The sequence below is a fragment of the Streptomyces sp. NPDC048291 genome (assembly GCF_043201715.1).
Classification (GTDB): domain Bacteria; phylum Actinomycetota; class Actinomycetes; order Streptomycetales; family Streptomycetaceae; genus Streptomyces.
Map to the genome: position 1 here is coordinate 49,067 of NZ_JBICZC010000020.1, position 15,094 is coordinate 64,160.

Below are 15,094 nucleotides of genomic sequence, written 5' to 3' on the forward strand. Positions count from 1 at the left end.
GACTGACGGCGTCCGCTGTGCGCACCGGCTCTCCCTAAGGGTGAAGCGCCGGTGAACGGCCTGCGCGTGACGACCGTTCAGTCCCTTCCTGTCGCCGACTGTGCCGCCACGTACTTCCGGGCCTGGGCCAGCGCCTCCGGGTGCAGGGCCGCGCCCGCCGCGAGCAGCCGGGGCAGCAGCTCCCGCTCGGTGGTGGTCGCGCGGAACTCCATCGCCGCCGTCACCCCGTGCTCCGGAAGGTGGACGATCTCGATCGGGTCGCCGGCCCGGATCTCACCCGGTTCGATCACCCGGAGGTAGGCACCGGTGGCACCCTTCCGCGTGAATCTCTTCACCCATCCCCGCTCGCCCAGATGGCCCTGGAAAGTACGGCACGGGATGCGCCCCGAGGTGACCTCCAGTACGACCCCGGAACCGATCCGCCAGCGCTCGCCGATCAGCGCCTCCGACACGTTCAGCCCGTTTGTCGTGAGGTTCTCACCGAAACAGCCGTTCGGCAGCGGGCGGCCGAGCTCCTTCTCCCAGTCGTCGAGGTCCTCGCGCGCGTAGGCGTACACCGCCTGGTCGTCGCCGCCGTGGTGGCGCAGCTCGCACACCGCGTCCCCGGCCAGTCCGCTGCCCGCGGCCCCCTTCGGCCCGGGCGCCGCCACCCGCACCGGCCCGGCCACCGGCCGCTTGTCGATACCGGTCACGCCGTCGGCCTGGTCCGTGTGCGGCGACGGCGTCGGACGGCCGAGGTTCACCGAGAGAAGCTCCATGCTCCGACGGTACGGGACCATCCTCAAAGCGTCGACGCGTTTTCGGGCGCCATGTCCAAGTCCGTCTTATGCTCAGGGGGTGATCGAAGCACGTCATCTCCGCGTCCTGCGCGCCGTCGCCACCACCGGTTCCTTCTCGGCGGCGGGACGCGAACTGGGCTGCACCCAGCCCGCCGTCAGCCAGCAGATGAAGGCCCTGGAGACCTCCGTCGGCACCCCGCTGCTGGTCCGCAACGGCCGCGAGATGCGCCTGACCCAGGCCGGCGAGGCCCTGGTCCGGCACGCCTCCGGGATCCTCGCCGGACTGACCGCCGCCGAGGAGGAGGTCGCCGCGATCGCCGGGCTGCGCGCGGGCCGGGTCCGCCTGGTCTCCTTCCCGAGCGGCAGCTCCGCCCTGGTCCCGACCGCCCTCGCCGCCCTGCGCGCCGCCCACCCCGGCACCCGGGTCTCCCTGGAGGAGGCCGAACCGCCGAAGTCCGTGGAGCTGCTGCGCGCGGGCGACTGCGACATCGCGCTGGCCTTCCGCTACGCAGGCGCCGCGGACGCGGAGGAGTGGGACGACCTGGTGGTACGGCCGCTGCTGACCGACCGGCTCGTCGGCCTGGTGCCGGAGCGGCACCGGCTGGCCCGGGCGGAGTCGGTCGCCCTCGGGGAACTCGCCGACGAGCCCTGGATCGCGGGCTGCCCACGCTGCCGGGGCCAGCTCGTCCAGGCGTGCGAGAAGGCGGGCTTCACGCCCCGCATCGACTTCGCCACCGACGACTACCCGGCCGTGGTCGGCCTGGTCGGCGCGGGTCTGGGCGTCGCGGTGCTGCCCGGCCTTGCGGTCGAGTCGGTACGGCCGAGAGGCGCGCGCACGGTGGTCCTGGAGCCGGCGGTGCGGCGGGAGATCGTCGCCCTCACCCTGCCCGACCTGGCACAGGTACCGGCGGTGGCGGCGACGCTGGAACAGCTGGGCCGGGCGGCCCGGCGGGCCTAGCGTCGGCAGGTTCCCAACGAATTGTCAACAGATTGAAGAAACGTTCTTTCACGTGTCGGGGGCGGAGCCTTTCACGTGTCGGACGGGGAGTCGCCGCTGGTCGTCGACGCCGACACCAGCCTGTTGCGCGCCCGCCCCATGAGCTCTTCGCGCTCGTCCTCGGTCAGGCCGCCCCACACGCCGTACGGCTCGCGGACCGCCAGCGCGTGCGCCGCGCACTCCGCGCGGACCGGGCACCTCATGCAGACCTCCTTGGCCGAGTTCTCACGGGCACTCCGAGCCGCCCCGCGCTCGCCCTCGGGATGGAAGAAGAGCGAGCTGTCGACCCCGCGGCAGGCGGCCAGGAGCTGCCAGTCCCACAGGTCCGCGTTCGGTCCGGGAAGGCGGGAGAAATCTGCCATTACGTGACCCCTTGTAGCCGTTCTGGGCGGATACGGTGCCAACGACCGTACATCTCCGGTCTAGAGAGATGAAAATATGACTCATTGGCAATCTAGCCCCAGACACCGTGAAACGGGAAGAAAAAGGTCTAAATGGGGCATTGGTTGTGATGAAAAGTTGAGGGTCTGACGTCCATGTCTGCACCGTGTCCGCACCCTCACGTAGAGTGCCGAAGACGGCATGCAGCCCCGTAACTCTTTCGAGTGACCGTCGTTGAGAGTGCGGTGGCGGTTGAAGCAACAAGCGCTCGGGCAGGCGTCCGAGACGTTCGACCGCACAGGTGACGATTCCGTACCAGCCTGGAGGCTCAAGGTGACGCGCATCAGCTGCGGAGGGCGGTCATGACATCCGTCCTCGTCTGCGACGACTCCCCGCTTGCCCGAGAGGCGCTGCGCCGCGCGGTGGCGACCGTGCCCGGCGTCGAGCGCGTGACGACGGCGGCCAACGGCGAGGAAGTCCTCCGCCGCTGGGGCGCCGACCGATCCGACCTGATCCTGATGGACGTGCGCATGCCCGGACTGGGCGGCGTCGAGACCGTGCGCCGGCTGCTGTCCGCCGACCCCGGCGCACGCATCATCATGCTCACGGTCGCCGAGGACCTGGACGGCGTGGCCCTGGCCGTCGCCGCCGGTGCCCGCGGCTACCTGCACAAGGACGCCTCGCGCGCCGAACTGCGGGCCACCGTGACGCAGGCCCTCGCCGACCCCACCTGGCGGCTGGCCCCGCGCCGCCTCCGCTCGGCCGAGATGGGCGCCGCGCCCACGCTCACCGCGCGCGAGATCCAGGTCCTGGAGGGCATGAGCCACGGCCGCTCCAACGCCGAGATCGGCCGCGAGCTGTTCCTCTCCGAGGACACCGTGAAGACCCACGCCCGGCGCCTCTTCAAGAAACTCGGAGCCTCCGACCGCGCCCACGCGGTGGCCCTCGGCTTCCGTTGGGGTCTGGTTCGTTAGTACGGCGGTGAGCTGCGCCGCAGCGGGGAAGCGGCCCGACCGGACGCCCCCGCCTACCCCACGGTGGGCGGGGTCCGCAAGACGGAGCGCCGGGACGGGCCCGAGGGCCCGCTGCTCGTTTCGGCGCGGATGCCGCATCCTTGAGGTGTGGAGTCTCTCGGGGACGAGTCGTTCGAGCGGAAGGGGAGGGCGCAGGAGATGAGTTCCGGCGCACCTGCTCATAACGCTTCGGTGCACAACGACGGACGCGATGCCACGCCGCCGACGGCAGCAGGGCACCATGGACCGATGCGCGACGACGAGGCGGCCACCGCCGTAGGGACGATCGGCGCTCTCGTCCATCTCGCCGTAGACGGGGACGAGCAGGCCACGCACGACCTGCTCGCCCATGTCCATCCCCTCGCCCTGCGCTACTGCCGCACCCGCCTGTCCCGCCTTCCGGGCGACGCCCGCCACTTCGTCGAGGACCTCGCCCAGGAGGTCTGCGTGGCTGTCCTGCTGGCCCTGCCCCGCTACCGCGACACCGGCCGCCCCTTCGAGGCCTTCGTCTTCGCCATCGCCTCCCACAAGGTCGCCGACCTGCAACGCGCCGCGATGCGCCACCCGGGCTCCACGGCCGTCCCCTCGGACGAGATGCCGGAACGCCCCGACGACTCCCTCGGCCCCGAGGAGCGCGCACTGCTCAGCAGCGACGCCGAATGGGCCAAGAAACTCCTGGCCAACCTCCCGGAGAACCAGCGTGAGCTGCTGCTGCTCCGCATCGCCGTGGGCCTCACGGCCGAGGAGACCGGCCAGATGTTGGGAATGTCACCGGGCGCCGTGCGAGTCGCCCAGCACCGGGCCCTGAGCCGGCTGCGAGCGCTGGCCGAGCAGTAGGCGGAGCCCTCGTCCCCCTTGCGGCAGCCCCCTCTCCGGCCCCGTTCCCGGGTCCCCGATGAACAGGCGCGTGCCCGTTCCCGTACGAACATACGAAGCCAGGAGCTGAGTCGTACCGTGGAATTTGGGAGCCGTGCTTCCCGTTAGCATGGACATCCGCACCGATCAAGGCCATTTGGGGAAGGTGTCATGACCACCAACGTCGACGGAGTGCCCGACAAATTCGCCACCCTCGGGCTGACCTACGACGACGTGCTGCTGCTGCCGGGAGCCTCCGAGGTCCTCCCGAACGCGGTCGACACCTCGTCCCGCATCTCGCGCAACGTCCGCGTCAACATCCCGCTGCTGTCCGCCGCCATGGACAAGGTGACCGAGTCCCGCATGGCGATCGCGATGGCCCGCCTCGGCGGTGTCGGCGTGCTGCACCGCAACCTCTCCGTCGAGGACCAGGTCAACCAGGTCGACCTGGTGAAGCGGTCCGAGTCCGGCATGGTCACCGACCCGATCACGGTCCACCCGGACGCGACCCTCGCCGAGGCCGACGCGCTGTGCGCGAAGTTCCGGATCAGCGGCGTCCCGGTCACCGACCCCGACCGCAAGCTGCTCGGCATCGTCACCAACCGCGACATGGCCTTCGAGAGCGACCGCACCCGCCGCGTCCACGAGGTCATGACGCCGATGCCGCTGGTCACAGGGAAGGTCGGCATCTCCGGCTCCGAGGCCATGCAGCTGCTGCGCAAGCACAAGATCGAGAAGCTGCCGCTCGTCGACGACCAGGGCGTCCTCAAGGGCCTGATCACCGTCAAGGACTTCGTCAAGGCCGAGAAGTACCCGAACGCGGCCAAGGACTCCGAGGGCCGCCTGCTCGTCGGCGCCGCCGTCGGCGCCAGCCCCGAGGCCCTTGAGCGCGCCCAGGCGCTCGCCGCGGCCGGCGTGGACTTCCTGGTCGTCGACACCTCGCACGGCCACAACAGCAACGCCCTCAGCTGGATGGCGAAGATCAAGTCGAGCGTGGACGTCGACGTGATCGGCGGCAACGTCGCCACCCGCGACGGCGCGCAGGCCCTGATCGACGCCGGCGTCGACGGCATCAAGGTCGGCGTGGGCCCCGGCTCGATCTGCACCACCCGCGTGGTCGCCGGCATCGGCGTCCCGCAGGTCACCGCCATCTACGAGGCCTCGCTCGCCGCCCGCCCGGCCGGCATCCCGCTCATCGGCGACGGCGGCCTGCAGTACTCCGGCGACATCGGCAAGGCCCTCGCCGCCGGCGCCGACACGGTGATGCTGGGCTCCCTCCTCGCGGGCTGCGAGGAGTCCCCGGGCGAGCTGCTCTTCATCAACGGCAAGCAGTTCAAGTCGTACCGCGGCATGGGCTCGCTGGGCGCCATGCAGTCGCGTGGGCAGGGCCGGTCGTACTCGAAGGACCGCTACTTCCAGGCCGAGGTCTCCTCCGACGACAAGCTCGTCCCCGAGGGCGTCGAGGGCCAGGTGCCCTACCGCGGCCCGCTCGCCAACGTGCTGCACCAGCTCGTCGGCGGTCTGCGCCAGACCATGGGCTACGTGGGCGCGGCCACCGTCGACGAGATGGAGTCCAAGGGCCGCTTCGTCCGGATCACCGCCGCGGGCCTCAAGGAGAGCCACCCGCACGACATCCAGATGACGGTCGAGGCGCCGAACTACAGCCGCAGCAAGTAGCCACAACTGGTCGGCAGAGCCTTTCCAGGGCGGTCCCGGGCGTACCGGGGCCGCCCTTGCCGTACCCGTCGGCGATACTGGAAGACGCTGAAACGCAGAGGGAAAGGCCACAGACGTGACTGAGATCGAGATCGGGCGCGGCAAGCGCGGCCGCCGGGCGTACGCCTTCGACGACATCGCCGTCGTCCCCAGCCGCCGTACGCGGGACCCGAAGGAGGTCTCCATCGCCTGGCAGATCGACGCCTACCGCTTCGAGCTGCCGTTCCTGGCCGCCCCCATGGACTCGGTCGTCTCCCCGGCCACCGCGATCCGCATCGGCGAGCTCGGCGGCCTGGGCGTCCTCAACCTCGAAGGCCTCTGGACGCGGCACGAGGACCCGCAGCCGCTGCTCGACGAGATCATCGGGCTGGACGCCGACACCGCCACCCGCCGCCTCCAGGAGATCTACTCCGCCCCCATCAAGGAGGAGCTGATCGGCGCGCGCATCAAGGAGGTGCGCGACTCCGGCGTGGTCACGGCGGCGGCGCTCTCCCCGCAGCGCACCGCGCAGTTCTCCAAGGCGGTCGTGGACGCGGGCGTCGACATCTTCGTCATCCGCGGTACGACGGTCTCCGCGGAGCACGTCTCGTCCTCGCACGAGCCGCTGAACCTGAAGCAGTTCATCTACGAGCTCGACGTCCCGGTGATCGTCGGCGGCTGTGCCACCTACACGGCGGCCCTGCACCTGATGCGCACCGGCGCGGCGGGCGTCCTCGTCGGCTTCGGCGGCGGCGCCGCGCACACCACGCGCAACGTGCTCGGTATCCAGGTCCCGATGGCGACGGCGGTCGCGGACGTGGCCGCCGCCCGCCGCGACTACATGGACGAGTCCGGCGGCCGTTACGTGCACGTCATCGCCGACGGCGGTGTCGGCTGGTCCGGCGACCTCCCCAAGGCGATCGCCTGCGGCGCCGACTCGGTGATGATGGGCTCCCCGCTGGCCCGCGCGACCGACGGCCCTGGCAGGGGCCACCACTGGGGCATGGAGGCCGTCAACGAGGAACTCCCGCGCGGCAAGAAGGTCGACCTCGGCACGGTCGGCACCATCGAGGAGATCCTCACCGGCCCGTCCCACACCCCTGACGGCTCGATGAACCTCTTCGGCGCCCTGCGCCGCGCCATGGCCACCACCGGCTACAGCGAGCTGAAGGAGTTCCAGCGCGTCGAGGTGACGGTGGCGGACTCGCAGCACAAGCGGTAGCCGCCGGACGTCGGACGGAGGGCTGGTCGCCCCGGGTGGGTGACCGGCCCTTTCGCTTGCCCAGCTGGGCTGGTGGGGGCGGGGCGCATTCTGCCGCACCGGGCCTGTTCAGAGCCGGTGCGCCGCCCCCGTCGGGGTCGCCCCGCGCGTGTCCAGCAGCAACTGGGCCTTCACCGACAGGCCCTGCAGGTCGTACGTGCGGTGCTGCTGGACCAGGATCGTCAGGTCGGCGTCGGCGGCGGCCTCGTAGAGGGAGTCCGCGCGCGGCACCGGGCGGTCAAGGACGCTCCAGGACGCGATGTGCGGGTCGTGGTAGCTGACCGCGGCGCCCAGCTCCATGAAGCGCATCGCGATCTCCTGGGCAGGGCTGTTCTGCTGGTCGGCGAGGTCGGCCTTGTAGGTGACCCCGAGCAGCAGCACGCGCGCGCCGCGCGCCGACTTCCCGTGCTCGTTGAGGAGGGCGGCGGCGCGCTGCACGACGTACCCCGGCATCCGGCTGTTGACCTGCTGGGCCAGTTCCACCATGCGCAGACCGCGGCTCGCGCGGCCGGACAGGTCCTGGGCGACGCCGTGGCCGCCGACACCGGGCCCGGGGCGGAAGGCCTGGAAGCCGAACGGCTTGGTCTCCGCGCAGCGGATGACGTCCCACAGGTCGACGCCCAGGTCGTGGCAGAGGACGGCCATCTCGTTGACGAGGGCGATGTTGACGTGCCGGAAGTTGGTCTCCAGGAGCTGCACGGTCTCGGCCTCGCGCGGGCCACGCGCGCGTACCACCTTGTCGGTGAGCCGGCCGTAGAACGTGGCGGCCGACTCCGTGCACGCGGGCGTGAGGCCGCCGATGACCTTCGGGGTGTTGGCCGGTGTGAAGTCCCGGTTGCCGGGATTCACCCGACTGGGCGAGTAGGCGAGGTGGAAGTCGCGGCCCGCGCGCAGGCCCGAGCCCTTCTCCAGCAGGGGCCGCAGGAAGTCCTCCGTCGTCCCCGGGTGGACCGGGGACTCCATGATCACCGTCGTGTGCGGACGCAGCCGCTCGGCCAGCGTGCGCGCGGCGGCCTCCACCTGGCCGAGGTCGAGCCCGCCGTCTGCGCCGCGCGGGGACGGCGCGCAGATCACGGCGGTACGCACCCGTCCCAGCTGTGCCGGGTCCTCGACCACCCGGAAGCCCTTCGCGAGCATCCGGCGCAGCTCGGCGGGGCTCAGCGAACCCGCCTCGGGGCCGGTGGCGTAGCCGATCGTGGAGACGCCGGCGGCCACGGCGGCCTGGGCGAGGGGCAGGCCGTAGGGACCGAGTCCGATGACGGCGAGGTCTGCGGGCATGGCGTGGGCCGTCCTTCCCAGTAACCGAAGCGGGACAGGTGCGCAAGCCCTGTGGACAGGATGAGCGAGGCGCACGGTCAGACTAGGAGTAAATATGACCGTTATGCGGGATTGTGTTCATGTGTCTTCCGTGGGTTCGGTGGCCGTTGTCCACAGGCTGGGGGCGAGTGGTGGCTGAAGCCGGGCAAGCCGGTCAGAATTTGGGCAGGGGCCACGCCCGCCGGGGTGCGGCCGACGCGACCGATGACCGGTGGCCCGCGGTCGGCGATGGCCGGTGTCGAGCGATGGACCGACGGCGAGCGATGGCCGCATGGCGGCAGAGCGGGAGGCAGCGGTGAGGACAGCGACACTGGGGCCGGAGCAGCGCGCGGAGTCCCTGGCGGCGATGGCCGAGCGCGAACTGGACGTGCTGGTGGTGGGCGGTGGAGTGGTCGGCGCGGGTACCGCGCTGGACGCGGTCACCCGGGGCCTGAACACCGGCATCGTCGAGGCCCGCGACTGGGCCTCCGGTACCTCCAGCAGGTCCAGCAAGCTGATCCACGGCGGCCTGCGGTACCTGGAGATGCTCGACTTCGCCCTGGTCCGCGAGGCACTCAAGGAGCGCGGTCTCCTCCTGGAGCGCCTCGCCCCGCACCTGGTCAAGCCGGTGCCCTTCCTCTACCCGCTCCAGCACGAGGGCTGGGAGCGCCTGTACGCCGGCTCGGGCGTCGCGCTCTACGACGCGATGTCCATGGCCAGCGGGCACGGCCGGGGCCTGCCCGTGCACCGGCACCTGACCCGCCGTCACGCCCTGCGGATCGCGCCCGCGCTGCGCAAGGACGCCCTGGTCGGCGCCATCCAGTACTACGACGCGCAGATGGACGACGCCCGCTACGTGGCGACCCTGGTGCGCACGGCGGTGTCGTACGGTGCGAAGGCGGCCAACCGCGCGCGGGTGACCGGGTTCCTGCGCGAGGGCGAGCGGGTCGTCGGGGCCCGGGTGCAGGACGTGGAGAGCGGCGGGGAGTACGAGATCCGTGCCCAGCAGGTCGTCAACGCGACCGGGGTGTGGACCGACGACACGCAGGCGATGGTCGGCGAGCGCGGCCAGTTCCACGTCCGCGCGTCCAAGGGCATCCACCTGGTCGTCCCGAAGGACCGCATCCACTCCACGACCGGCCTGATCCTGCGCACCGAGAAGTCGGTCCTGTTCGTCATCCCCTGGGGCCGGCACTGGATCATCGGTACGACCGACACCGACTGGGACCTGGACAAGGCCCACCCGGCCGCCTCCAGCGCCGACATCGACTACCTCCTCAACCACGTCAACTCGGTGCTCGCGGTGCCGTTGTCGCGCGACGACGTGCAGGGTGTCTACGCCGGCCTGCGTCCGCTGCTGGCCGGCGAGTCCGACGCCACCAGCAAGCTGTCGCGCGAGCACACGGTCGCGCATCCGGTGCCGGGGCTCGTGGTCGTCGCGGGCGGCAAGTACACGACGTACCGGGTGATGGCCAAGGACGCCGTCGACGAGGCGGTGCACGGGCTCGACATGCGGGTCGCGGAGTGCGTCACCGAGGACATCCCGCTGCTCGGCGCGGAGGGCTACCGGGCGATGTGGAACGCCCGGGCCAGGATCGCCGCGCGCACCGGCCTGCACGTGGTCCGCGTCGAGCATCTGCTCAACCGGTACGGCTCGATGGCGGAGGAGATCCTCGACCTCATCGCCGCCGACCCCGGCCTGGCCGAACCGCTGTCGGCCGCCGACGACTACCTGCGCGCCGAGGTGGTCTACGCCGCGTCCCACGAGGGCGCCCGTCACCTCGACGACGTCCTGACCCGCCGCACCCGCATCTCCATCGAGACCTTCGACCGCGGCACCCGCAGCGCCCGCGAGGCCGCCGAACTGATGGCACCCGTCCTCGGCTGGGACAAGGACCAGATCGAGCGGGAGGTCGAGCACTACGAGAAGCGTGTCGAGGCGGAACGCGAATCCCAACTCCAGCCGGACGACCAGACGGCGGACGCGGCGAGGCTGGGGGCGCCGGACATCGTGCCGCGGTGACTACCCGGGGGCGTTGGGTGCTGCCGGGCCCGGCCCGGCAGCCGGTCCCGGGAAATTCCTCCCCGCCCCGCCCCACTCGACCGCCCGACATCGCCCGATCGCCCGACATCACCCGATCGAGCTACCCGCCGTCGGGATCTCCCTCCGGGCCCCGGCCGTTCTACCCATTGCGAGGGCAGAACTCGGCCGCGAGCAGTGCGGGTTCGAGGTCCGGGTCCGCGATCGCCGTCGTGTTCACGCGGAACGTGAGGACATGCCGGCCGCCGATCGAGGCGGCGCTCCGCACGTAGCTGCCCGCGATCCGGCCGTTGTGCCCCCACACCGTGGTCCCGCACGGCAGCTTCACAGGAAAGATCCCCAGGCCGTAAGCGCCGTGTGCGGCACGGGTGTCGAGCATCTCGCGCAGCCGGCGCGGGGGCAGCAGCTCGCCGTCCAGCAGTGCCGCGTAGAAGCGGTCCAGGTCGTCGAGCGTGGTCACCAGCTCACCCGCCGCGCCGGCCACGCGCGGGTCGAGCTCGGTGACGTCGGAGCCGTCGGTCGCGTAGGCGCGGCCGTGCGGAGAGGGCAGCGTGGTGCGGGCACCGGGGAAGGAGGTGCCCGTGAGACGGAGAGGGGTGATGATGCGGCGCCGGACCTCGGCGGCGTACGAGTGACCGGTGACCTGGTGGATGACCATGCCGAGCACGACGTAGTCGGTGCTGGAGTACGCGTAGTGCCCCAGCCGGGTGGACGGGAGGGCGAGCGAGACGCGGACGGCCTGAAGCGGGGTCAGGGCGACGGCCCCCCGGGTGACCCTGGTGAAGTCGGCGAGCCCGCTGGTGTGGCTGAGCAGGGCCCGCAGGGTGATCCTCCGCCCGTCGACGCCGTGTCCGCGCAGCAGTCCCGGCAGATACCGCTCCACGCTGTCGGACAGGGAGAGCCGGTGTTCCGCGGCCAGTTGCAGGACGACGGTGGCGATGAAGGTCTTCGTGACGCTGCCGGCGCGGAAGTGGTCGGCGCGGGCGATGTCCCGGCCGGCGGCCGCGTAGCGGACGTCGTCGCCGTCGTGGTCCAGGAGCGCGGCGGCGGGTGCTCCGCCTTTGGTGACGAACTGTGACAGGAGGGGATCGGTGGCCTCCGTGGAGGAGGCGGAACCGGCCATCAGCGGGGCGAACAGCAGGGCAAGAGAGACCGGTATGGCCACCAGTGTCCGAAGCGACGGCATCCGGGTTCCTCCCTTCTCGGGACCCATCATCCTGCCCGTGTGACGCCCTCGTCACGGGGGGTTCCGGTTGGCCGGCCGCGATGCGCGGTCAGGGGGCCCCTGGGCGTCGGGCACTTGTCGGGTGAGGGACAATGGAGGCTCTGTCAGGGCGGGTTGCATGAGGGGACGCATGTCGGAGGCGGAGCGGGCGGGGACTTCTCGTCAGGAGACTCGTCAGGACAACAGTGAGCGTCTTCTCGCCGGGCGGTACCGGCTGGGGGGTGTACTCGGCCGCGGTGGCATGGGCACGGTGTGGCGGGCCGAGGACGAGACCCTCGGCCGGACGGTGGCCGTCAAGGAGCTGCGGTTCCCGTCGAACATCGACGAGGAGGAGAAGCGGCGCCTGATCACGCGCACCCTGCGCGAGGCCAAGGCGATCGCCCGGATCCGCAACAACAGCGCGGTGACGGTCTTCGACGTGGTCGAGGAGGACGACCGGCCCTGGATCGTGATGGAGCTGGTCGAGGGCAAGTCGCTGGCCGAGGTCATCCGGGAGGACGGCCTGCTGGAGCCGAAGCGGGCGGCCGAGGTCGGGCTGGCCATCCTGGACGTGCTGCGGTCGGCACACCGCGAGGGCATCCTGCACCGGGACGTGAAGCCGTCCAACGTGCTGATCTCCGAGGGCGACGGCCGCGTCGTGCTCACCGACTTCGGCATCGCCCAGGTCGAGGGCGACCCGTCCATCACCTCCACCGGCATGCTCGTCGGCGCCCCCTCCTACATCTCCCCGGAGCGGGCCCGTGGTCACAAGCCCGGCCCGGCGGCCGACCTGTGGTCGCTCGGCGGGCTGCTGTACGCGGCGGTCGAGGGCGCACCGCCCTACGACAAGGGGTCGGCGATCGCCACCCTGACGGCGGTGATGACCGAGCAGCTGGAGGAGCCCAAGAACGCGGGACCGCTGAAGGACGTCATCTACGGGCTGCTCACCAAGGACCCGGCCAAGCGGCTGGACGACGCGGGCGCCCGGGCGATGCTCAACGCGGTCATCAACGCGCCGGAGGAGGTCCCCGCGGACGCCACCCGGGTGGTACCGCTGCCTCCGCAGCCCGAGGCGCCGCAGGAGGAGAAGGGCGCCGGGGCCAAGCGGGGCGAGGAGGCCGGGGAGAAGCTGCGCGGGGCGCTGCGGTCGGTGCGGAAGGCCGCGGGGGCGGCGGGCGCCGCGGCCGCGACCCGGACGAAGAGCACCGGTGCGGGCGCCGGTGCCGGCGCCGAGGCGGGCAAGGCCGCCGCACCCGCGGCACCCGCCGCCCCGGTCGTGACCGGTTCGCCCTCGGGGCCGGTCGGGGGTGCGCGTCCCGCCGCCGGTGGCGGGTCCGGTGCCGCCTCCGCCCCGGGTGCGGCCAAGCCCGCGGCCGGCAAGGCGAGTTCGGGATGGCCCGTGATGCCGCCGCCGGATCTGGACCTGGCGCCCCGGCCCGTGCCCAAGGCGCCGCTCACCGACGTGGTGCCGAAGCGCACCCTGGTGGTCATCGCCGTCGTGGTGGTGCTCGCGGTGCTCGGTACCGTGCTCGCCGTCGTGCTGAACGGCGGCGACGGGGACAGCAAGGGGAGCGGCAAGAGCGGCGGTTCCAAGGCGGTGGCCAGCGCGGGGGCGAGCGCGAGCAGCGGCTCCGGCTCCGGTTCGGGTTCCGGTTCGACGTCCGGTTCCGGGGACTCCACGAAGCAGGACACGAGCGGCGGCACGCGGACGGACGGGGACGCCTCGACGGCCGACGCCTCCGGGAGCGACGACTCGGACGGGTCCGGTGACGACGCGTCCTCGACGTCGAACTCCAGTGGCAGCGACAGCGGCAGCGCGCCGGTGGTGCGGACGTACAAGGGCGACCAGGGGTATTCGATCGGGCTGCCCAAGGGCTGGAAGTTCCAGACCGGCAGTTCCGCCGGGGACCGGTTCACCGGGCCCGACGGGCAGAAGCTGCTGATCGCCTGGACGAGCACGCCCAAGGACGACCCGGTGGCGGACTGGAAGAACCAGGAGCGCTACATGGTGCGCTCCCAGTACCAGAAGATCCGCATAGCCGACGTGAGCTACCGCGGCTGGAACACGGCCGACTGGGAGTTCACCTACGTGGACGGCGGCACCGAGTACCGGACCGTCGACCGGGGGTTCGTCGTCAGCTCCAAGCAGGGGTACGCGCTGATGTACACGGCGAAGGCCGACGACTGGAGCAGTGAGCTGCGCAAGGACACCTGGAAGACGCTGACGGCGTCCTTCGAGCCCAATTGAATCCTCCCTTCCTTGAAAGGAGGGGATTCCTGGCTCAGGCAGCCGTCCGGGGCAGCGCCCCGGACGGTCTTACGCCCTCGGCGCCAGCCGGGTTGAGACCAGCCCGGACGAGCATCACGCGTGCGGAGTTCTTGTCTCTGGGGGAGGAGATTCCGCAGTGTGTGCAGGTGTAGGTGCGCATCCCCAGCGGCAGTGCGTGCTTGGCTCTCGCTCCGCAGTGCGCGCAGTCCATCGTGGTGTGCGCGGGGTGGACCAGGTGCACGGTGCGTCCGTGCTTGCGGCCCATCTCGATCAGGGCCTTTTTGGTGGCGCCGATGGCGGCGTCGGCGGCTTTGCGGGCCATCGAAGTCCTGGCGAGGAACTTGGGTCTGAAATTTTCGACGGCCAGTACGTCATGGTCGGTGACGATCTTCTTGGCCCACTTGCGGCCGGTGTCCTGTCGTTGGCGTGCGACTTTTTGGTGCGCCTTGGCGCGCAGCCGCTTCGCCTCGCGGTAGCCCTTCGACCCGGCCTGCCCTTTCTTCGGCTTGCGGCGGGCCATCATGCGGTCGTACCGGGTCAGTTTCGCTGCGGCCTTCCTGCCGTGCTGGGCGTGCGGGAGGTCGTGGGCTTCGGATGTGGTGGTCGCTGTCTCCTTCACACCCCAGTCCACACCGATCACCGCACCGGTCTCCGGCAGCGGCTCGACGGCGGCGGGCACGACGAAGCAGGCGTACCAGTGACCGATGACGTCCTGGTAGACGCGCACGCTGGACGGGGCGGCAGGCAGCTTGCGCGACCACACCACGTTCAGGACGATCCGGCCCGCCAGGTGGAGTACTCCATCGGTCAGCCGAAAACCTCGGCGGGTGTAGTTGAGGGTGGGCGGCGCCTCGCGTTTCTTCTTCCACTTTGGCATCCCAGCTCGGCGTGTCGGAGGCAGCCGATTCTTGATGTCCTGCTGCGCCCTGGCGCGGGACTTGCCGAAGTCCCGGATGGTCTGCTGTTGCGGCACCGAGCTGCCGTCCCGCAGCCACGGGCTCGTCCTGCGCGCCCCAGTCAACATCTTGTCGAGCTGTGCCGGGCCGCACGTCTGCTTCCCACCGGTGGCCTTGTTGCGCAGGTGCACGGTCTGGGACTTGGCCACGCACTCGTTCCACACCCACCGGCACCGATCCCACTCCGCCATCAGCGAAGTGCGGGCAGTGGACGACACGCGCAGCCGGAACGTGTACCGGGCATGCCCCACTCCGTCGGTTCCCGCCGCTGCCGCCACGCCACCACCTCCCGCCCACGTTCCGGTCACCCGTTCTACTGGACGACCATACGTACGAGATCAGTACAG

Annotated in this window: 12 protein-coding genes; 7 read left to right on the top strand and 5 right to left on the bottom strand. The window is 71.2% G+C overall.

Annotated elements, in window-relative coordinates; all coding sequences use genetic code 11:
- Positions 1-77: 77 nt before the first annotated feature.
- Positions 78-758 carry an MOSC domain-containing protein gene (locus ACGF5O_RS43135; RefSeq protein ID WP_393815410.1) on the bottom strand — a complete coding sequence of 227 codons (681 nt, stop codon included), beginning with the start codon at positions 756-758 and terminating at the stop codon, positions 78-80.
- Between the two features lie 79 nt (positions 759-837).
- Here ACGF5O_RS43135 and ACGF5O_RS43140 point away from each other — a divergent pair, with 79 nt between their 5' ends.
- Positions 838-1,737 (top strand): LysR family transcriptional regulator, encoded by a 900-nt coding sequence (locus ACGF5O_RS43140; protein ID WP_393815411.1) that lies wholly within the window; start codon positions 838-840, stop codon positions 1,735-1,737.
- A 71-nt stretch (positions 1,738-1,808) separates the two neighbouring features.
- On the opposite strand, the gene ACGF5O_RS43145 is transcribed toward ACGF5O_RS43140, so the two are convergent.
- On the bottom strand, positions 1,809-2,138 hold the full coding sequence (locus ACGF5O_RS43145; RefSeq protein WP_393815412.1) for a WhiB family transcriptional regulator: 330 nt from the start codon (positions 2,136-2,138) through the stop codon (positions 1,809-1,811).
- Positions 2,139-2,519: 381 nt separating this feature from the next.
- On the opposite strand from ACGF5O_RS43145, the gene ACGF5O_RS43150 reads away from it, so the two are divergent.
- The 4 genes from ACGF5O_RS43150 (at position 2,520) to ACGF5O_RS43165 (ending at position 6,942) form a co-directional block, all read left to right on the top strand.
- Positions 2,520-3,131: a response regulator transcription factor gene (locus ACGF5O_RS43150; protein WP_003948568.1), complete on the top strand. Its 612-nt coding sequence runs from the start codon at positions 2,520-2,522 to the stop codon at positions 3,129-3,131.
- A 288-nt stretch (positions 3,132-3,419) separates the two neighbouring features.
- Positions 3,420-4,007: a sigma-70 family RNA polymerase sigma factor gene (locus tag ACGF5O_RS43155; protein WP_393815413.1), complete on the top strand. Its 588-nt coding sequence runs from the start codon at positions 3,420-3,422 to the stop codon at positions 4,005-4,007.
- Positions 4,008-4,196: 189 nt separating this feature from the next.
- Positions 4,197-5,702: an IMP dehydrogenase gene (gene guaB / locus ACGF5O_RS43160; protein WP_393815414.1), complete on the top strand. Its 1,506-nt coding sequence runs from the start codon at positions 4,197-4,199 to the stop codon at positions 5,700-5,702.
- A 115-nt stretch (positions 5,703-5,817) separates the two neighbouring features.
- Positions 5,818-6,942 carry a GuaB3 family IMP dehydrogenase-related protein gene (locus ACGF5O_RS43165; protein ID WP_393815415.1) on the top strand — a complete coding sequence of 375 codons (1,125 nt, stop codon included), beginning with the start codon at positions 5,818-5,820 and terminating at the stop codon, positions 6,940-6,942.
- Between the two features lie 108 nt (positions 6,943-7,050).
- On the opposite strand, the gene ACGF5O_RS43170 is transcribed toward ACGF5O_RS43165, so the two are convergent.
- The gene (locus ACGF5O_RS43170) at positions 7,051-8,259 is read right to left on the bottom strand and encodes a nucleotide sugar dehydrogenase (RefSeq protein WP_393815416.1); all 1,209 of its coding nucleotides are present in this window, start codon (positions 8,257-8,259) and stop codon (positions 7,051-7,053) included.
- A 334-nt stretch (positions 8,260-8,593) separates the two neighbouring features.
- On the opposite strand from ACGF5O_RS43170, the gene ACGF5O_RS43175 reads away from it, so the two are divergent.
- Positions 8,594-10,300 (top strand): glycerol-3-phosphate dehydrogenase/oxidase, encoded by a 1,707-nt coding sequence (locus tag ACGF5O_RS43175; protein ID WP_393815417.1) that lies wholly within the window; start codon positions 8,594-8,596, stop codon positions 10,298-10,300.
- Positions 10,301-10,460: 160 nt separating this feature from the next.
- On the opposite strand, the gene ACGF5O_RS43180 is transcribed toward ACGF5O_RS43175, so the two are convergent.
- Positions 10,461-11,504, bottom strand: a complete 1,044-nt coding sequence (locus tag ACGF5O_RS43180; protein WP_393815418.1) for a serine hydrolase domain-containing protein — start codon at positions 11,502-11,504, stop codon at positions 10,461-10,463.
- 169 nt (positions 11,505-11,673) lie between these two features.
- Between ACGF5O_RS43180 and ACGF5O_RS43185 the strand changes: the two genes are divergently transcribed.
- Complete coding sequence (locus ACGF5O_RS43185; protein WP_393815419.1) at positions 11,674-13,770, top strand: serine/threonine-protein kinase; 2,097 nt, start codon at positions 11,674-11,676, stop codon at positions 13,768-13,770.
- Between the two features lie 34 nt (positions 13,771-13,804).
- On the opposite strand, the gene ACGF5O_RS43190 is transcribed toward ACGF5O_RS43185, so the two are convergent.
- Entirely contained in the window at positions 13,805-15,025 is a 1,221-nt protein-coding gene (locus ACGF5O_RS43190; protein WP_393815420.1) for an RNA-guided endonuclease InsQ/TnpB family protein, read from the bottom strand.
- Positions 15,026-15,094 lie beyond the last annotated feature (69 nt).